Annotated in this window: 16 protein-coding genes and 1 tRNA gene; 6 read left to right on the top strand and 11 right to left on the bottom strand. The window is 66.3% G+C overall.

Going from position 1 to position 18,747, the window contains the following annotated elements; all coding sequences use genetic code 11:
- Positions 1–118: 118 nt before the first annotated feature.
- From L867_RS0111210 to L867_RS0111200, 3 genes are all read right to left on the bottom strand, one after another.
- The gene (locus L867_RS0111210) at positions 119–430 is read right to left on the bottom strand and encodes a hypothetical protein (RefSeq protein ID WP_028736970.1); all 312 of its coding nucleotides are present in this window, start codon (positions 428–430) and stop codon (positions 119–121) included.
- Positions 431–449: 19 nt separating this feature from the next.
- A complete protein-coding gene (locus tag L867_RS0111205; protein WP_028736969.1) occupies positions 450–1,118 on the bottom strand; it encodes an SH3 domain-containing protein in 669 nt (222 codons plus the stop codon).
- Positions 1,119–1,277: 159 nt separating this feature from the next.
- Positions 1,278–1,352, bottom strand: a tRNA-Gln gene (locus L867_RS0111200).
- A gap of 303 nt (positions 1,353–1,655) precedes the next feature.
- On the opposite strand from L867_RS0111200, the gene L867_RS0111195 reads away from it, so the two are divergent.
- The 3 genes from L867_RS0111195 (at position 1,656) to L867_RS0111185 (ending at position 3,879) form a co-directional block, all read left to right on the top strand.
- Entirely contained in the window at positions 1,656–2,216 is a 561-nt protein-coding gene (locus L867_RS0111195) for a type 1 glutamine amidotransferase domain-containing protein (protein WP_028736968.1), read from the top strand.
- A 440-nt stretch (positions 2,217–2,656) separates the two neighbouring features.
- Positions 2,657–2,953 carry a cupin domain-containing protein gene (locus L867_RS0111190; RefSeq protein ID WP_028736967.1) on the top strand — a complete coding sequence of 99 codons (297 nt, stop codon included), beginning with the start codon at positions 2,657–2,659 and terminating at the stop codon, positions 2,951–2,953.
- Positions 2,950–3,879 (top strand): MBL fold metallo-hydrolase, encoded by a 930-nt coding sequence (locus L867_RS0111185; protein ID WP_028736966.1) that lies wholly within the window; start codon positions 2,950–2,952, stop codon positions 3,877–3,879. The genes L867_RS0111190 and L867_RS0111185 overlap by 4 nt, the downstream gene beginning before the upstream one ends.
- 4 nt (positions 3,880–3,883) lie before the next feature.
- Here L867_RS0111185 and L867_RS0111180 read toward each other — a convergent pair whose 3' ends face one another.
- Both L867_RS0111180 and L867_RS26415 read right to left on the bottom strand, forming a co-directional pair.
- A complete protein-coding gene (locus L867_RS0111180) occupies positions 3,884–4,795 on the bottom strand; it encodes a DUF1499 domain-containing protein (RefSeq protein WP_028736965.1) in 912 nt (303 codons plus the stop codon).
- A gap of 361 nt (positions 4,796–5,156) precedes the next feature.
- Positions 5,157–6,260: a hypothetical protein gene (locus tag L867_RS26415; protein ID WP_051438932.1), complete on the bottom strand. Its 1,104-nt coding sequence runs from the start codon at positions 6,258–6,260 to the stop codon at positions 5,157–5,159.
- Positions 6,261–6,385: 125 nt separating this feature from the next.
- Here L867_RS26415 and L867_RS0111170 point away from each other — a divergent pair, with 125 nt between their 5' ends.
- Positions 6,386–6,715, top strand: coding sequence for a hypothetical protein (locus L867_RS0111170; protein ID WP_146086601.1), 330 nt, complete (start codon positions 6,386–6,388; stop codon positions 6,713–6,715).
- Positions 6,716–6,731: 16 nt separating this feature from the next.
- Here L867_RS0111170 and ppdK read toward each other — a convergent pair whose 3' ends face one another.
- The 5 genes from ppdK to L867_RS0111145 all read right to left on the bottom strand — a co-directional run bounded on the left by ppdK (position 6,732) and on the right by L867_RS0111145 (position 13,106).
- A complete protein-coding gene (gene ppdK / locus L867_RS0111165; RefSeq protein ID WP_028736963.1) occupies positions 6,732–9,410 on the bottom strand; it encodes a pyruvate, phosphate dikinase in 2,679 nt (892 codons plus the stop codon).
- A gap of 149 nt (positions 9,411–9,559) precedes the next feature.
- Positions 9,560–10,000 carry an Ivy family c-type lysozyme inhibitor gene (locus L867_RS0111160; RefSeq protein WP_051438931.1) on the bottom strand — a complete coding sequence of 147 codons (441 nt, stop codon included), beginning with the start codon at positions 9,998–10,000 and terminating at the stop codon, positions 9,560–9,562.
- 148 nt (positions 10,001–10,148) lie between these two features.
- A complete protein-coding gene (locus tag L867_RS0111155) occupies positions 10,149–10,904 on the bottom strand; it encodes an ABC transporter ATP-binding protein (RefSeq protein WP_028736961.1) in 756 nt (251 codons plus the stop codon).
- A complete protein-coding gene (locus L867_RS0111150; RefSeq protein ID WP_028736960.1) occupies positions 10,898–11,965 on the bottom strand; it encodes a FecCD family ABC transporter permease in 1,068 nt (355 codons plus the stop codon). Before L867_RS0111150 ends, L867_RS0111155 begins: the two co-directional genes overlap by 7 nt.
- Position 11,966: 1 nt before the next feature.
- Positions 11,967–13,106, bottom strand: coding sequence for an ABC transporter substrate-binding protein (locus L867_RS0111145; protein ID WP_028736959.1), 1,140 nt, complete (start codon positions 13,104–13,106; stop codon positions 11,967–11,969).
- A gap of 107 nt (positions 13,107–13,213) precedes the next feature.
- Between L867_RS0111145 and L867_RS0111140 the strand changes: the two genes are divergently transcribed.
- Positions 13,214–14,011: a class I SAM-dependent methyltransferase gene (locus L867_RS0111140; RefSeq protein WP_028736958.1), complete on the top strand. Its 798-nt coding sequence runs from the start codon at positions 13,214–13,216 to the stop codon at positions 14,009–14,011.
- Positions 14,012–14,168: 157 nt separating this feature from the next.
- Entirely contained in the window at positions 14,169–15,080 is a 912-nt protein-coding gene (locus tag L867_RS0111135; protein WP_028736957.1) for a sensor domain-containing diguanylate cyclase, read from the top strand.
- 41 nt (positions 15,081–15,121) lie between these two features.
- Here L867_RS0111135 and L867_RS0111130 read toward each other — a convergent pair whose 3' ends face one another.
- Positions 15,122–18,589 carry a chromosome segregation SMC family protein gene (locus L867_RS0111130; protein WP_028736956.1) on the bottom strand — a complete coding sequence of 1,156 codons (3,468 nt, stop codon included), beginning with the start codon at positions 18,587–18,589 and terminating at the stop codon, positions 15,122–15,124.
- Between the last annotated feature and the right edge of the window lie 158 nt (positions 18,590–18,747).

The following is an 18,747-nucleotide window of genomic DNA, read 5'->3' as shown; positions in this document are numbered from 1 at the left end:
GACCGACGCCGTCCCACGGAATATCTCCGCCCGCCACCGCCAGTCATACCCGATCGCGCGACAAGCTGCCTGCGCTTGACCTGACTGTCCTGCGAACGGTCGCCACGCTCGTCACCCGTCAGATGCCGACCATGCCCGAGGGACGTGCCTCGGGCGCTTCCATCCGATCCTGCCGCGTGCTGTGGCTGCTCGAGCAGCGCATCCGGCCGCTCATTTCGTCGCGCAGGCAGATCTCGTAGCCGTCTTCATCCAGGAAGAAGGCCGCACAGGTATTGCCTTGCATCCCGTCCGGCAGGAGGCAGATTTCCGCCATCGGATATTCGTCGCTCTCGCCGGCGTCCGGCGCCACCGGCATCTGCCCTTGCGCGGACAGCGGCAGGGCCAGCGCGGCGAGAATCGCAAAAAGGGTCGTGAGTGTGGTCGATCGCATGACGTCTCGTCTCCGTTCGTCAGGGCCGGAAGACGCGGGTGCCGGTTCCCGTGCCGCCACGCGGGCCGGTCCTCGTCACCGTGCAAGTGCGGTCGTTGGCGCTGCAATTGCGCACGCGGGACGCGCTGTTGCCGGAGGGGCCGACCACGTTTCGGGTCGCCGTGCACTCGCCACCGGAGCAGGTGCGGGTGTGGTTGGCGGTGCCGCCATAGACACCGGTCGTCGCACGGTTTGCCGTGCAGCTTCCGTCGGCGCAATCGACCGAGCGGTCGTAGGTGCTCACCCGACCGGCCGGATAGCGGGCATAGACGCCCCAGTTCCGGTACCACGGATAGGCGGCATAATAGGTGTCCCAGTAGACGCGGTTATAGGTCACGACGGTGACGCCGACGACCGGGGCAACGGCGGGTGTCAGCACCACCGGGGCGCCCTGGTAGACCACCTGGACATAGCTGGCGGCGACCCAGCCGCGATAGGATCCATAGGCAATGTCGCACCAGGTGTATCCGGCAACGCAGCCATGCGTGACGATGCGGGCGCCGACCGGCACCACGGTGACGACGGGATAGGCCGTCGACGGGCCTGCCCGCAGATTGACGTTTCCGGTCGCAATGGCAACGGTCGCCGCCGCGGCAACTGTCGAGGCGCCGGCCAGGATGGCAAGCGCCAATAGCAGTTTCTTCAGCATCGCTCTCTCCTCATCTCCAACCCGCCGGGGCAGCGGGGATGGCTCGAGAGTGCCTGCCGGACTTGGCTGGCGTCTTTCACGCCCGTTGCGATTTGTAGAGTTTTGTATCCGCCGACAACACGCGGCGCGGCCTTCGGTCCGGAAGGAATTTGGAAAAAATGGCTGGGGCGCCAGGATTCGAACCTGGGAATGCCGGTACCAAAAACCGGTGCCTTACCGCTTGGCGACGCCCCAACAGAGCGGCGGCAAAGAAGCCGCTCGCGGATGGTCGCCTGATTAGCAAAGGCCGGCCCGAGCGGCAATGACCTTGTGACGGATTTTTTCAAGGCGGCAAGACGGCTCTTCGGGCCGTCGATCGTATCGTCCGAGCACGCAGGAAGGCCACATCTTCACATTCTTTTGCTGAAGCGACCGGCTTTTGCTGAAGTGACCGGCTTTTGCTGAAGCGACCGGGCTGTTGCGGGAACGATCGCGGCGTTCGGGGGTTTTACCTTGCATCCACCCCAAGCGAAACCAAGCACAGACAAGGAGATCTTCATGCCCTCCATCAATTCGGCACGTATCCTCATCCTCGCCACCGACGGCTATGAGCGCTCGGAGCTCAGGTTCCCGCTCGACAAGCTGAAGGCCCATGGCGCCAAGGTCGAGATCGCTTCGCTGGAGAAGGCCCCGATCAAGAGCTGGGCCGACAAGGACTGGGGCGACAGCGTCGATGTCGATCTCGTCGTCGGCGACGTCTCGGTCGACGACTATGACGCGCTGGTCATCCCCGGCGGCCAGATCAATCCCGACCTGTTGCGCGCCGACGCCGATGCGGTCGATCTGGTCAAGCGCTTCGTCCGGTCCGGCAAGCCGGTCGCCGCGATCTGCCACGGTCCCTGGCTGCTGGTGGAAGCCGGTGCCCTCAAGGGCCGCAAGGCGACGTCCTATGCCTCGATCAAGACCGACCTGATGAACGCCGGCGCTGCCTGGCGCGACGAGGCCGTGGTGACCGATCAGGGCATCATCACCTCGCGCACCCCCAACGACCTCGATGCCTTCGTCAGGAAGATCGTCGAGGAGGTCGAGGAAGGCCGCCACGAGCGCCGCGTGGCATAATCGAACGACGTCTCATGCCCCGGCCCTCCCCGGGCCGGGGGTTTCCTTTGGCCATGGCGGCGTGGCCGGGTCGCGTCTTGGCTAGGAGCGCGTCGCGCCAATGAATCGTCAGGCTCTGAGGCTTGGGCGTGGATCCTCGGGTCAAGCCCGAGGATGACGGTGTCGTAAGGGGTTTGCTCCGGGCTTCCTCGTCTTCCACATTAATTGGACGCTTCCTCGTCTCCCACATTCTATTGCAGAGTGCATGGGCCAGGTGCCTCGCGTCCTTTGAAACTCCGTCATCCTCGGGCTTGACCCGAGGATCCATACCCACGCCCCAGCCCGCAGCCCGCCAACGTCAATGCGCGGTCGCGACCGCCGCACATCGTCTTCGCCCTTTACGCCGACCCTTTTGCGGTGCGATACCTCTCGCCGAGTGTCGCACGCCAAGAGGAGCCACCATGCCCGGATATTCCGCCCGCCCGCCCGCAATGCCCACCGTTCTGGTCGACGACCAGGTGGTCCGCATCACGCGCTGGGATTTCGAGCCGGGGGCTGCGACCGGGCATCATGTGCATGGCATGGGCTATGTCGTCGTGACCATGACGGAATGTGAATTTCTCATCGAGGACGCGACCGGCGAGCATCGGCTGACGCGGCCGGTCGGCGAGGCCTATCGCCGCGACGCGGGCGTCGAGCACAATGTCGTCAACGGCGGCAAGAAGCCGATGTCCTTCATCGAGATCGAGTATAAATGAGCGAGCCGCGCGACGCGCCCAAGAGCCCGGAATTCGACCTGGCCTTCCAGCCCGCCCATGGCGAGGCCGTGCCGGTGGCCGGGCATGTCCAGCGCATCACGGTCAACAATCCCGGCCCCTTCACCTTCCACGGCACCAACAGCTATATCGTCGGCGACGCTTCCGTTTGCGTGATCGATCCGGGACCGGAAGACGAAGCGCATTTTTCAGCGCTGATGGCGGCGCTCGCCGGCCGCGAGGTGACGCATATCGCGGTCAGCCACACCCACAAGGACCACTCGCCGCTGGCCCGCCGGCTGAAGGCGGAAACGGGTGCCCTGATCGTCGCCGAGGGGCCTTATCGCCCGGCCCGGCCGCTGCACGAGGGCGAGGCCAATCCCTTTGCCGAAAGCTCGGATCTCGACTTCGTGCCCGACATAACGCTTGCCGACGGCGACGTGGTGGAAGGCGACGGCTGGCGGCTGACCACCATCCTCACGCCGGGGCACACGGCCAACCATGCCGCCTTCGCGCTGGATGACGACGGCATCGTCTTTTCCGCCGACCATGTCATGGCCTGGGCGACCTCGATCGTCGCACCGCCGGATGGCGCCATGGGCGACTACATGGCCTCGCTGGAGCGGCTGCTCACCCGCGACGACCGGATCTATCTTCCCGGCCACGGCGGGCCGGTAAACGAGCCGGCGGCCTTCCTGCGCGGGCTTCGGACCCACCGTCGCATGCGCGAGCGGGCGGTGCTGGAGCGCATCCGCGCCGGCGACCGGCTGATCCCCGACATGGTCAAGGTGATCTATGCCAGCACCGATCCGCGCCTGCATGGCGCAGCCGCGCTGTCCGTGCTCGCGCACCTGGAAGACCTGGTCGAAAAGGGCCAGGTGACGACCGACGGCCCGGCCCGGCTGGCCGGCGTCTACCAACCCGCCTGAACGGTCAGTCCCCGGCAATCCCCAGGAGTTCGGCGTCGAGCACGTGCATGTAGTGCTCGGCGATTTCCGCGCCAATGCCGAGATCGTGCGGGCCAAAGCGGCTGGCGACGCGCAGGTCGACCAGCGTCGTCTCGGCCTCCTCGCGCAGCCGGATGACGACGTCGAAAGGCAGACCGAGCGCGAAGGTGCGGGTGGTCGCCTGAAGGCGCACTGTGCCCACCGGTTCGGGCGGCAGCGATGGCGCCGCAAGCTCAGGCTCCGGGCGCGGCAGCGGCACGGGCACGCTGAGTGGTTCGGCATTGGGGTCGGCGGTACCGGCCGGCGCGGCAGGCGCCAGCGGCTGGAACTCCGGAACGGCAAATTCCTGGCCGCGCTCGGCGATGATGGTCAGCCCATTGGCGCCAGCGACCTTGCGGACCGCCTCGTAGACACGGTCCAGCGCCCCTTCGTAGCGCCGCCCGGTCAGTCCCGGATAGGCACTGGATTGCGCCTCGCGGGTGGCCGAGGTGATGGGCGGCCGTTCCATCCATTGCTGGTTGGCGGCCGGTGCGCGCAGCCATTGTGGTGGGTCGACGAGATCGCTCGAGACATCATAGATCGGCGGACGATCGAGATAGTGGGCGGCGGCCCAGCCGGTGAGCCCCAGCGGCAGCGTGGCATAGAACAGCGCCCAGGCTGCGGCCACGCCGCCGAGCGCGCCGACCTGCCAGAGCCGGGCAAGGCCGATCAGGGCAAGCGGCACGGCAAGCGCTGCGGGTACGGTGGAGATCGCCACCAGCGCGACGAAATCGGGCGTGGTCAACGGGCCGAAGCGGTGCGCCAGGATGACGATCGCCAGCATGCCGGCGGCAAGCAGACCAAGCCGCCAGGCGAGAAAGGCCGAGCGCGATACGGGTCTGTCGTAGCGGATGGTCATCGGGGGCGGCACCGGGTCAGGCGGAGGGACAAGCGAAGCAGTCCCCACCTGTTTATCGTCTGGCCGCAGGGGCGACAAGCGGGCGGCGGGATTGTCGCGATCGAGCGGTTCATATGGGATACCCCTGCCCTCCTGCGTTCACCGAAGGACGGACATGCCTCCCCGCAGGCGCGGAGATCGGTCAGGCCTATCCGTGGTCTCGATATCCGGCGACGGAGAGAGCGGAACCGCGCGATCGATGCCGGGCGACAGTTTTCGGTCGAAGCGTGGGGACGCTTGGCGCGTCGATCTCCCCTTGAGGGTCGGAGACCCAGCCGGACCAAGGGCGTTGCGGAGCGTGCGCTGTCGGTGGCCGCCGCGCTTACGGTTTGGGTGGCGTGGTCTGAGCCGGGGCCGGTTCTGCAGGAGCTGAAGGCTCGGAGGGCGATGAAGGCGCCCCGGGCGCCTGCGGTTCGGCGGCGCCCTCCAGATCCAGCACCTCGCCGTTCAGCGTCGGGGCAGAGCCGTCGTCGGGGATCTGCAGCTCGATCGCGCCGCCGTCCGGCTGCGACGGGTCGGGGAGCGCCGGCGCCTTCAGCGGCATGGGCACGTAGAGCGACACCAGCACGATGATACCGATGACGACCAGCCAGCTGCCGACGATGCGCGACGGGATCCTCAGCCAGGGGCCGCGGAAATGGCGGAGCATCAGGGCGGGTGCCAGCACCAGCCAGAGCGCGCTCAAAACCGTGCCGAAGGCGAAATCGATGAGGCCGACCCCGATGTCGTCAAGACCGACGAACAGCGAGAAGGCAAAGGCAACGACGGCCGCGGCGAGCATGACGGCCCATTGACGGTAGCGGCCCGTCAGCCAGAGCGAGGCGCCGGTCAGCATGACGGCCGTCGGTGCGATCAGGTAGAGCACCTCGCCCAGCGGCGACGAGAGAATGACGCGAAAGATCGGATCGAAGAAGGTCAGCATGACGACCAGCACGGCGAGGAAGACGCCGACGACGGCGGCGAAGTCGCGGCGGGTCTCGGCCATGGCGGCGCCGAGCGCCAGGCCCAGCATGGCGAGCGCCAGATCGTAGACCGACAGCGTGAACAGCGCGCCGAGCTCGAGGAAGCCGTAGTCGTGCGGAATGCCCTGCGACAGAAGCAGGCCGATCACGCCGGCATTGAGCAGCCAGAGCGAGCGGCGAAACGAGGGGTTGGCGAAGATCGCGGCGAAATCCGGACGATTGCCGGCGGGGACCGGGGGTGCGTCGGACGCGGCGGCCCGGGCGGAGGCGGCGGCTGCACTGGCAGTGGATTTTCCGCCGACGGTGGCGGTGGCTTTGGCGGTGGCCTTGGTCTTGGCTTCGGCCTGCCCTTTCGCCGCGGACGATGCCGCCTCGGGGCGCGGACGCTGGCCGTTCGCCGTGCTGCCGTCGGCCCTTACCCTTGCCTTCGGACGGGATCTCTGGCTCTGGCGGCGCTTGCTCATCTGTCGTCCGGGCTTTCTGCTGTCTCGATTGAAAGGCTCGACCTCGCCTATTCCACAAACGGCTTGCTTTGTCATCCGCCGTGACGAGAATCGTCCTCAAGCAACCACCGACGGGAATGGCCGACATGATGCGGATTCTGATGCTGAACGCCGTCACGCGGCGCGAGCGCAAGGACGCCACCAGCTTCGTCTTCGACACCGTCAACCGCCTCGGCGGCTGGATCGACGACGTGCAGATGTATTCCAACCTGATGAACACGATCCGCCTGACACTGTCCGCCGGCGCCTACCCTGCCCTGGTCGCCGCGCTGCGCGAGGGCGGCATCGCGGTCGACGAGCCCGGGACGGACCTTGTCGGCAACGATCCGGCGGCCGAGCGCATGGCGACCCTTCAGCTCACCTTCATCCACGACGAGCCGGACATGCGACGCGAGGTGCCGGCGGTGCCGGGTTAGGGATGGGCAGGCTGCCTCAGGGATCGACCTTCGCGGCACTGCCGATCGCCGCCTGGGCGGCCGACAGCCGCGCGATCGGCACGCGGAAGGGCGAGCAGGAGACGTAGTCGAGGCCGGCGCTTTCGCAGAAGTGGATCGAGGCCGGGTCGCCGCCGTGTTCGCCGCAAATGCCGAGTTTCATGTCGGGCCGGGTCCTTCGGCCGCGCTCGGCAGCGATGCGGATCAGTTCACCCACGCCGTCGAAATCGAGCGAGATGAAGGGATCGTGCTCGATGATGCCCTTGCGCTGGTAGGTCGGAATGAAGGCCGATGCATCGTCGCGGGAGATGCCGAAGGTGGTCTGCGTCAGGTCGTTGGTGCCGAAGGAGAAGAACTCGGCGGCCTCGGCGATGACATGGGCGCGAAGGGCTGCGCGCGGCAGCTCGATCATCGTGCCGACGAGGTAGGAGATATCCAGTCCCGCCTCGGTCATGACGTCCTTCGCCACCTTGTCGATCAGGGCCTTGACGTAGTCGAGCTCGGCTTTCAGGCCGACCAGCGGCACCATGATTTCCGGAACGACGGCCGCACCCGTCTCGCGGGCGGCGGCGACGGCCGCCTCGAAGATGGCGCGCGCCTGCATCTCGGCGATCTCGGGATAGGAGATGGCGAGACGGCAGCCGCGATGGCCGAGCATGGGGTTGAACTCGTGCAGAGCATCGACCCGCTGGCTGAGCAGCTGCGCATCCATGCCCATGGCGGTTGCCACTTCGGCGATCTCTTCTTCCGTCTTCGGCAGGAATTCATGCAGCGGCGGATCGAGCAGGCGGATGGTCACCGGCAGGCCGTGCATGATGGCGAAGAGTTCGGTGAAGTCGGAACGCTGCATCGGCAGGAGCTTGTCGAGGGCCAGACGGCGGCCGGTCTCGTCCTCCGCGAGGATCATCTCGCGCATCACCTGGATGCGCTCGCCCTCGAAGAACATGTGCTCGGTGCGGCAGAGGCCGATGCCCTCGGCGCCGAAGGAGCGCGCGGCGCGCGCATCGACGGGCGTATCGGCATTGGTGCGCACCGTCATGCGGCGCGCCTTGTCGGCCCACACCATCAACTGGGCGAAATCGCCGGAAAGCTCGGGCTGGAGCATCGGCACCTCGCCCTTCAGCACCTGGCCGGTGGAGCCGTCGATGGTGATGACGTCGCCCTTCTTCAGCGTGACGCCCGTGCCGATCAGCAGTTCGTTCCTCAGATCGACACGCATGGTGCCGGCGCCGGACACGCAGGGGATGCCCATGCCGCGCGCGACGACGGCGGCGTGGCTGGTCATGCCGCCGCGGGTGGTCAGGATGCCCTGGGCCGCGTGCATGCCGTGAATGTCTTCCGGGCTGGTTTCGACGCGCACGAGGATGACCTTGCGGCCCTCTTCCTCCGCCACCACCGCCTCTTCGGCGGTAAAGACGATGGCGCCGGTGGCGGCCCCCGGCGATGCCGGCAGGCCGGAGCCGATTACGTGACGCTCAACCTTCGGGTCGATGGTCGGATGCAGCAGCTGATCGAGCGAGGACGGCTCGATGCGCAGGACGGCCTGCTCCTCGGTGATCAGGCCTTCGGCGACCATGTCGACGGCGATCTTCATCGCCGCCTTGGTGGTGCGCTTGCCGGAGCGGGCCTGCAGCATCCACAGCTTGCCGCGCTCGATGGTGAATTCGAGGTCCTGCATGTCGCGGTAGTGCGCTTCCAGCCGGTCGCAGATGCGGCCGAATTCGGCGAAGGCCTCGGGCATGACCTTTTCCAGCGACGGCTTGTCGGAACCACTCTCGATGCGCGCGGCCTCGGTGATCGACTGGGGCGTGCGGATGCCGGCGACGACGTCCTCGCCCTGCGCATTGACCAGGAACTCGCCGTAGAGCGATTTTTCGCCGGTGGACGGATTGCGGGTGAAGGCGACGCCGGTCGCCGACGACGAGCCGAGATTGCCGAAGACCATGGCCTGGACCGTGACGGCAGTGCCCCATTCGGCGGGAATGGCGTGCAGCATCCGGTAGGTCACGGCGCGCGGGTTCATCCAGCTGGCAAAGACCGCGCCGATCGCGCCCCAGAGCTGGACATGCGGGTCCTGCGGGAAAGGTTGCCCAAGCGATTCCTCGATCACGTCCTTGTAGAGGCCGGTGACATGCTGCCACTCGACGGCCGAGAGATCGGTGTCGAGCTCATGACCGAAGCGGGCCTTCTCGTCTTCCAGGATCTCCTCGAAGACTTCGTGGTCGATGCCCATCACGACGTCGCCATACATCTGGATGAAGCGGCGGTAGCTGTCCCAGGCGAAGCGCGCATCGCCGGAATTGTGGCCGAGCGCTTCGACCGTCTGATCGTTGAGGCCGAGATTGAGGACGGTGTCCATCATGCCCGGCATCGAGGTGCGGGCGCCGGAGCGGACGGACAGCAGGAGCGGCAGGGAGGTATCGCCGAAACCGCGGCCGGTCGCCGCCTCCATGCCCTTGATGCCGTCAAGCACCTGTTCCTTCAGGTCGTCGGGCAGGCTTCGGCCATTCTTGTAGTAGAAGGCGCAGGCGTCTGTGACGATGGTGAGGCCGGGAGGAACCGGCAAGCCAAGGCTTGCCATCTCGGCAAGGTTGGCGCCCTTGCCGCCCAGATGGTTGCGATCGGCAGCACTACCCTCGGCCGCTCCGTTGCCGAAGGTATAAACCCATTTCCTCATGCCTCATCTCCACCCGAACAGGCTTTTTCCGACGGTTTACAGCATATGTGACGGAATGAAAACGCCGAGCACGCATGATTATGCTGCATTGCATCATAATTGCGGCAGACAGTTAATGCGGAAGAGCCGCGGGCGCCGCCGGCGGATACTTACTCCGCAGCCAGAACACCCGCCTCGGCCGGCGTCGGATCGCCGAGCACGACAGTCCCCAGTTTCAGGTCGGCGACGCGCATCACCGCCCGCTTGCCGTCTTCGGAATAGAGCAAGCGGATCGCGCTTGCGGCACAATTTCCCGCCTGGCAGGCGGCAAAGAGCTGCATCGACTTGCCCTCGACCTCGACCCGCCTCGATGCCAGCGCGACGTATCGGTCGCGGCTCACCATGTTGCGCACCCAGGCCGGCAGGCCGGGCTTGCCGCGGATCAGGTGGACCAGCGCCGCGCGATGCGGCTCGGAGGTGGCAATGACCGCGGGGAGGAAATTGCCCGCCAGGGACGGTTCGGCGGCGGTCGAAACCGACAGGCCGGCGAAGGCCAGGCTCAAACCCAGCAGCAGAGCTGAAGCGACCGTCCTGCGCGCTCGTCCTTCCATGGAATTCGTTCCTCCCGCGCCGAATCGCAAGTCACGGCGCCACTCACATCCTTCCGCGATGCGCGGTCGATGGGAAGAGCGGAATTGCGGACCGGCGCGCGCCGCCCCAATAGAGGTCGTGCCGGTCGCCCCGGAGCGCGGCCTGCGATCAGAGGATGGAGCTGTCGACGATCACCATGGGCCGGCTGAGCGAGCAGCGCTCGACGCGGGCATCGACGCGGTAGATGTCGCGCAGCATGTCGCGGGTGATGACCTCTTCCGACGGGCCGCTGGCGACCAGCTTGCCCTCGGCGATCACCAGCGTGCGCTCGCAATAGCGCAGGGCGTGGTTCAAATCGTGCAGCGCGATGACCACCGCCATGCCGGTGCGCCGGGCGAGCGCCGACATATAGGTCAGCACTTCGATCTGGCGGTAGAGGTCGAGCGCCGAGGTCGGCTCGTCCATCAGCAGGATTTCCGGCTTGCGGATCAGCGCCTGGGCGATGGCGACGAGCTGACGCTGTCCGCCCGAGAGTTCGCCGAGATTGCGGAAGGCCCAGGGGGTGATCTTCAGCGAGGCGAGCACCCGGTCGATGTCGGCCAGCTCATGGTCCTCGACCTGCCAGCCGGAACCCTGCTTGGCCGCCATCAGCACGGATTCGTAGACCGAGAGCACGGCATTGCAGGCCGTATCCTGCGGCATGTAGGAAATGCCGGCATCGCCCTTCTGGCCGTCCACCACGACGACGGTGCCCGCTCCCTTGGCAAGGCCGGCGATGCGCTTCAGGAAGCTGGACTTGCCGGCGGCGTTCGGGCCGATGACCGCCGTCAGCCCGCCCGGGGATGGGATTTCGGCGCTGATGCCGGAGACGATCTCGGTGCGTCCGTAGCGGACGGAGAGATCCTGCATTGCCAGGCCTACCATGCGCGCCTCCGCTGGGTGAAAATCAGGACGAAGAAGAAGGGTACGCCGACCAGCGCGGTGATCACCCCGATCGGCAGGATGGCGCCCGGGATGATCGACTTGCTGACCACCGAGGTGGCCGAGAGCAGCAGCGCGCCGCAAACCACCGAGGCGGGCAGGAAGAAGCGCTGGTCCTCACCGACCAGCATGCGGGCGATATGCGGCCCGACCAGACCGATGAAGCCGATCGTGCCGACGAAGGAGACGGGAATGGCGGCGAGCAGCGCGACGACCATCAGCGTGGTGAGCCGCAGCCGACGGACGTTGACGCCGAGGCTAGCGGCCTTCTCGTCGCCCATGCGGAGAGCGGTCAGCTGCCAGGCATTGCGGGCAAAGAGCGGGATCGCGATGACGAGCATGACGCCGGTGACCGCGACCTTGACCCAGGTCGCCTTGGTGAGGCTGCCCATGGTCCAGAAGACGACGGCGGCGAGCGCCTGTTCGGAGGCGAGATATTCGAGCAGCGACAGGGCAGCGTTGAAGGTGAAGACCAGGGCGATGCCGAGCAGCACGATGGTTTCGACGGTCACGCCGCGCAGCGTCGAGGCGAAATGGATGAAGAGGGCGGCGAGCATGGCCATGATGAAGGCATTGATCGGCACCATGAGGTGCACGGCGATCGGCACGAGCGAGACGCCGGCGACGAGGCCGAGTGCGGCGCCGAAGCTCGCGGCGGCGGAAATGCCGAGCGTGAAGGGGCTCGCCAGCGGATTGGCGAGAATGGTCTGCATCTGCGCGCCGGCGAGCGACAGCGAGGCGCCGACGGTCACCGCCATCAGCGCGATCGGCATGCGGATGTCCCAGATCACCACCTGGCGCTGGACGTCGACGCTGTCCTTGTAAAACAGCGCCTTCAGCACTTCGGCAATGGTGTAGTTGGCCGGCCCGACCGCCATGTCGGCGGAGACCGACAGGAACAGCAGACAGCACAGGAAAGCGATCAGCAGGATGCGCCTGAAGGACAGGGCGCGGTAAAGACCGCGCCCTTCCTTGATCGTGACGGTTTCGACAGCCGCGGCCATATCAGTTGCCGGCGTTCAGCGAGACCCAGTAACCGGGCCGGTAATCGACGGGCAGGAAGCGCTCGTGCAGGCTGCGGAAGGTCTTGTCCGGATCGAGATCCTTGAACAGGTCAGGATGCAGCCACTTGGCGATCTGCTGGATGGCGACGAACTGGTAGGGGTTGTTGTAGAACTGGTGCCAGATCGCATGGACATTGCCGTCCTTGACCGCCTTGATGCCGGTGAAGGCCGGGCGTTCCATCAGCTTGGCGAGCTTTTCTGCACTCTTGGCCTTGTCGGCACCCGGGCCGACGCCGACCCATGCACCGCCGGGGACATAGAGCTCCCAGTTGGCGCCGGTGATGATGACCTGGTCCGGGTTGGAGGCGATGATCTGCTCGGGATTGACGGTGCCGAAGGTGCCGGGGATGAAGTCCGAGGCCATGTTGGTGCCGCCGGCGAGCGCGACCATCTGGCCGAAGTTCTCGTTGCCGAAGGACATGCAGCAATCATCGGAATAGCCGCCGGCGCGCTCCATGAAGACGCTCGGACGCTTGAGATCGGCGACCTTGGCGAGCACGTCGGTGACCTTGGCGATCTCGGCGGCGCGGAAGGCGATGAAGTCCTCGGCGCGGTCCTGCTTGCCGAAGAGTTCGCCCATCAGGCGCATCGACGGCTCGGTGTGGAGCATCGGCTTCTCGCGGAAGTCGACATAGACCAGCGGAATGCCGACCTTGCCGAGCTTCTCGATGTAGCCGGCTTCCTCGGTCGCGGTCTTGGCGTCGATGTTCATGATGATGACGTCGGGCTTCAGCGCGACGGCCTGCTCGATGTCGAAGGTGCCGTCCTTCATGCCGCCGAAGGTCGGCAGCTTTTCCATTTCCGGGAATTTTTCCAGATAGGCGTTATAGCCATCGAGATCGGCCTTCTTGAAGTCGTCGCGCCAGCCGACAACGCGGCTGAAGGGCTCTTCCGTATCGAGGGCGGCGACGAAATACATCTGCCGACCTTCGCCGAGGATCACGTGCTCGACCGGTACGCTGACCTCGACCTCACGGCCGGTGATATCGGTGAGTTTGACCTTGTCCTTCGCCGAGGCCGCCCCTGAAAAAAGCACAGCAAGACCCAGGGCGGCTGACGCCACCTTATTGAAGATATTCATTTTTCTCTCCAGCACTAATTTATCGTTGGAATAGATTTCATGATCTTTACAGTCAAGATTTATCTTTTATAACGTTTCCAAACTCAAGACGTGTCGGAGCTGAGAGAATGAACCTGGCGAGCAATTACAGCCTGAAAGACGAGATCAAGGCCTATTGGTCGGAGCGCGCGGCGACCTTCGACGAGCAGCCCGGCCACGAGATCTTCTCCGAGGGCGAACGCGCCGCTTGGCAGGCGCTGTTTCTCAAGCATCTGGGACGCGGCGAAGGACGGCGGGCGGTCGATCTCGCCTGCGGCACGGCGGTCGTCTCCCACTTGCTCGACGATATCGGCTTCCGGGTCACCGGCATTGACTGGGCCGAACCCATGCTGGAGCGCGCAAGGCGCAAGGCTGCGGCCCGCAAGCGGCCGATCGAATTCCTGCTCGGCGACGCGGAAGTGACGATGGAGCCGGACAATTCCGCCGATGTGGTGACCAATCGCCACCTGGTGTGGACGCTGGTCGATCCGGCTGCGGCGTTTCGCGAATGGCACCGCATCCTGAAACCCGGCGGCAAGCTGCTGATCATCGACGGCGATTTCGTCAATCCCGGCCCGCTGTCGCGCCTGTTCTCGACGCTGTCCGGGCTTGCCCAGAAGATCGGCCTGATGGCGCCGGACAAGCGCCATGGTCCCGGCGCGCTTGGCGAAACCCATCGGAGCATCCTGTCGCGCGTCTACTTCTCCAACGGCGCGCGGGCCGACGAGGTCGTGCGCCTGTTGACCGAAGCGGGTTTCACAGACATCCGGGTCGACTTCGACCTGAAGGCCATTCATCGCCAGCAGCGCCGGAATTTCTCGCTGCTCAAGGGACTGGAGCGGGCAACGCAGCACCGTTACGCGATCTCGGCCGTCAAGAAGGCTTAAGGAGCGGCCGGACCGTCACAACGGGGCGGACCGGCCTCCCCTATTGAAGGCGCAGGGTGGAAATCTGGTACATAAGAATTCCACCATTTATTCATATTTCATTGTTCGCGCCCATACTGTCCGTCGAAGTAGCGTGAACGACGGGAACCGATCGCCGGTGGATACAGAACAGGTTTCGGAAAAACTGGCCTCACTCCGCGAAGAATCGGCGGCCCTGATTGCCGTCTACGATCCGGAGGACCGGCTGCGTTACGCCAATGCCGCTTTCCGCAAGACCTATTCCGTCGAACCCGACGAAACGCCACTATGGCCGGAGCTGATGCGCCGCAACTGGCAGGCGGGCCGCGGCGCGATCATCGCCCATCCCGACATCAATGCCTGGCTCGCCTCGGCCATCTCGCGCCGGGGCAAGGTGCCGCGCCGCTCGTTTGAAAGCGATCTCGTCGACGGGCGGTGGCTGTGGATCGTCGAGACGGTGCAGCCGGACGGCTGGATGCTGTTCATCGCCACCGACATCACCGAACTTCGGCGCGAGGAACGCGAACTGCGGCAGTTGCGCGACCTTGCCACGCGCGCCTCGCAGACCGACGAGCTCACCGACATTTCCAACCGCCGCCACATGTGGGCGCTGCTGGAGAATCTGCTGAGCGGCACGCATCCGTCCGGCACGCGACAGGGCTGCCTGTGCCTGTTCGACCTTGACCTCTTCAAGCAGATCAACGATCGCTTCGGCCACCAGGCCGGCGACATGGTGCTCGTCGACTTCGCCCGCACCGTTCAGGGCAATATCCGCCTGCGGGACGGCTTTGGCCGGATCGGCGGCGAGGAATTCATGCTGCTCATGCCCGACACCTCGATCCTCCACGCGAAGAAGATCGTCGACCGGGTGTTCGGTGCCATCCACGAGCGCCGGCCGCTGCCGAACGCGCGAGATTTCACCTATACGTTTTCCGCGGGCCTTGCCGAAATCAAAGCCGAGGACACGCCCCAGGCCGTCTATTCGCGCGCCGACCAGGCGCTCTACCAGGCCAAGCACGAAGGCCGCGACCGCCTGATGCTGGCGGCGTGAAACCCTGTTTCATCTGAAAACTGTGGACTTATGGGGTCGCTCTAAACCGCGTCGCGCTCGCGCAGCGCTTCTGCCGTTTCCAGATCGACCGACACCAGCTGGGAGACGCCCTGTTCGGCCATGGTGACGCCGAACAGGCGGTTCATGCGGGCCATGGTGATCGGGTTGTGGGTGATGATGACGAAGCGCGTCTCGGTCGAGGCGGCCATTTCGTCCATCAGGTTGCAGTAGCGCTCGACATTGTGGTCGTCGAGCGGTGCGTCCACTTCGTCCAGCACGCAGATCGGCGCGGGGTTGGTGAGGAAGACCGCAAAGATCAGCGCCATCGCCGTCAAAGCCTGCTCGCCGCCTGACAGAAGCGTCATGGTCTGCGGCTTCTTGCCGGGCGGGCGAGCGAGGATTTCGAGGCCGGCTTCGAGCGGATCGTCGCTTTCGATCAGCTGCAATTCGGCCGTGCCGCCGTTGAACAGGTGGGTGAACAGGCGCTGGAACTGGGCGTTGACCACGTCGAAGGCGGCGAGCAGGCGCTCGCGGCCCTCGCGGTTGAGGCTCTGGATCGCGCCGCGCAGCTTCTTGATCGCATCGATGATGTCGTCGCGCTCCTTGATCAGCGCGGCCAGCCGTTCCGACAGCTCCTTCTGCTCTTCGTCGGCCCTGAGGTTGACGGCGCCGAGGCGCTCGCGCTCGATGCGCAGGCGGTCGAGATCGCGTTCGACCTCGCGCAGATCGGGGATCTCCGAGGGATCCTTGAGCCCCGTCAGCCGGAACGCTTCGTGCGGCGGAACGGAGAGCGCCTCGTGGATGCGGGTTTCGGCCTCCTTGCGCCAGTCGCGGGCCGAGACCAGACGTTCTTCGGCGCGGCCGCGCTTTTCGCGGCTTTCGGCGAGTTCGGCCAGGGCCGCGGCGGCCTTCTGGTCGGCATCACGCTGGCGCGTCTCGGCCTCGACCAGCCGGTCGGCTGCGGCGCGGCGTGCGGCTTCGGCCTTTTCCAGCTCGTTCATCAGGGCGCGGCGCTTTTCCTCGACCTCGTCGGGCGCCATTTCGAGCCCGATCATCTCGTCCTCGGCCTCCGCCACGCGGTCGCGCAAAGTGGCGATATGCTCTTCGGCGTTTCGCGCCCGCGCCTGCCAGGTCGAGCGCTCCTGACGGATGGCGAGAATGCGACGCCTGCGGCTTTCGTCCTCGCGCGCCAGCCCCTCGAAACGGGCGCGCGCCTCGGCGAGCCGACCGCGATCGGTCGCGACCTCGGCCTCGGCCTCGCGCAGTCTGACGTCGAGGGCGGAGAGGTCCGGCGTTTCCTCGATCTCGATACGGGCGTTTTCCTCCTGTTCGAGCGCTTCCTCGATCTGCGCCTTCAGGCCGTTCACCGCCTCCTCGATGACGACACGCCGGCGGATGAGATCGCCCGAGGCGCGTTCCGCCTGGGTCAGCGCCTCGCGCGCTTCGGCAAGATGGCGGATCGACAGGCGCTGCCTGTCGCGCGCCTCGGCAAGACGGGACTCTTCGCTGCGGATCGCGTCGACCGCCTCGGCCAGACGCTCCTCGGCGTCGGTGAGCGCATATTGCGCCTCTTCGACCTCCGTCTCGATCTCGGTCAGGCGGTTCTTCTGGGCAAGTCGCAAAGCGGCCGCGCTCGGGGCTTCGGAGCCGGCGACATGGCCGTCCCAGCGATAGACGGCGCCTTCGCGGGTAACGAGGCGCTGGCCGGGGCGAAGCTCCGGCATCAGGCGAAGCGCCGTCGCGGCGTCGGCGACGACGCCGATCTGGCGCAGGCGCCGGGTCAGCGCCGGCGGCGCGCGGACATGATCGACCAGGCAGGCAATGCCCGCCGGCAGGGCCGGATCGCCGGCACCGACGCCGTTCAGCATCCAGTGGGCCGGCGCGGCCGCATCGAGCGGGCTGTCGAGGTCGTCGCCAAGGGCTGCACCGAGCGCCGTCTCATAGCCACGCGTGACGGTCAGTTCTTCCGCCACGGGGGTGAAATCGCCCGAAACGGCCGAGGCCAGCATGCGGGAAATCGTGCGCGCCTCGGTTTCGAGCGCATTGAGTTTGGAACGGGCGGCCTCGAGCGGCGCGCGCGTCAGGCTTTCGGCCCGGCGGGCCTCGGCCAGGCTGTCTTCGATCTCGGCGGTTGCTCCCTCGCTGTCGGCCAGCGCCTGTTCGGCGGCCTCGACCATCTCGCGCTTTTCGTCCGGATCGGGAAGGGCTGCGATGCGGGCGGCGATCTGATCCAGCTCGCCATTCGCCTCCGCCACCTGACGCTCCAGCCGCTGGCGGCGGTCGGCAAGATCGCGGATCAGGCGCTCCAACTGATTGCGGCCGGCAGCAGCTTCGGCGCGCTCGGCGGTCAGCGCGGCAAAACGCTTCTCGCTGTCGGAAAGGGTCGCCGCGGCCGCCTCGAAGGCGATGCGTGCTTCTTCGCCGGTGCGGCCGGAATCGGCGAGGATGTCCTCGAGTTCCGCTTCCTCCGCCGTCAGCCGCTCCAGCACTTCGGCATTCTCGGCGACCAGGCGTTCCTCGCGGCGGATGTCCTCGGAGAGCTGGGCAAGCCGGCGGGTGAGTTCGTCGCGGCGGCGCAGAAGACGGCCGGCCTCCTCGTCGAGCTGGGTGCGGGCGATCTGCAGGCGCTGAAGCGCGGCGGCGCAGCGCGCCTCCTCCTCGCGCAGTTCCGGCATCTTCAGGCTGGCGATGCCTTGCGCCTTGGCCGCCTCCATCTGGCTCTGCGCCTTTTCGGCGACGATCGAGGTCGCCTGGTTCAGCGCGCTTTCCGCCTCGCCCTCGGCCTGCTTGGCCTGGCTCCAGCGGATATGCAGCAGCATGGCCTCATGCGCCCTGATGTCGGCGGAGAGCATCTTGAAGCGGTTGGCCTGGCGGGCCTGGCGCTTCAGGCTTTCGATCTGGGTCTCGAGCTGGGCCGTGATGTCTTCCAAGCGCTCGAGATTGGTCTCGGCGGCGCGCAATCTCAGCTCCGCCTCGTGGCGGCGCGAATGCAGCCCGGAAATGCCGGCCGCCTCTTCGAGCAGCTGGCGGCGGGCCTGGGGCTTGGCCTGGATCAGCTCGCCGATACGGCCCTGGCCAACCATGGAGGGCGAACGCGCGCCGGTCGAGGCGTCGGCGAACAGAAGCTGCACGTCCTTTGCGCGGGCTTCCTTGCCGTTGATGCGATAGACCGAACCCTCGCCGCGCTCGATGCGGCGGGTCACCTGGATCTCGTCGGCATCGTTGAAGGCGGCGGGCGCGGTGCGGTCGGAATTGTCGAGATAGAGGCCGACTTCGGCGGTGTTGCGGGCCGGCCGGTTGCCGGAACCGGAGAAGATCACGTCGTCCATGCCCGACGCGCGCATGTTCTTGTAGGAGTTCTCCCCCATCACCCAGCGCAGCGCCTCGACAAGGTTCGACTTGCCGCAGCCGTTCGGCCCGACGACGCCGGTCAGGCCCCGTTCGATGATGAATTCGGTCGGTTCGACGAAGGACTTGAAGCCGAGCAGGCGCAGGCGGTTGAACTTCATGACTCCACCCTCCCCTTGAGGGGGAGGGTCGGAGCAAAGCTCCGGGGTGGGGTGATCGTCACGAGTGTCACCCCCACCCGCGCATTCGCGCGACCTCCCCCCTCAAGGGGGAGGTAAGAAACGGGCGTGCGGGTTTGCCCGCCGCCCGCCAGAATGCC

Source organism: Paenirhizobium selenitireducens ATCC BAA-1503 (genome assembly GCF_000518785.1).
GTDB lineage: Bacteria > Pseudomonadota > Alphaproteobacteria > Rhizobiales > Rhizobiaceae > Allorhizobium > Allorhizobium selenitireducens.
This window is presented reverse-complemented; position numbering and strand designations above follow the sequence as displayed.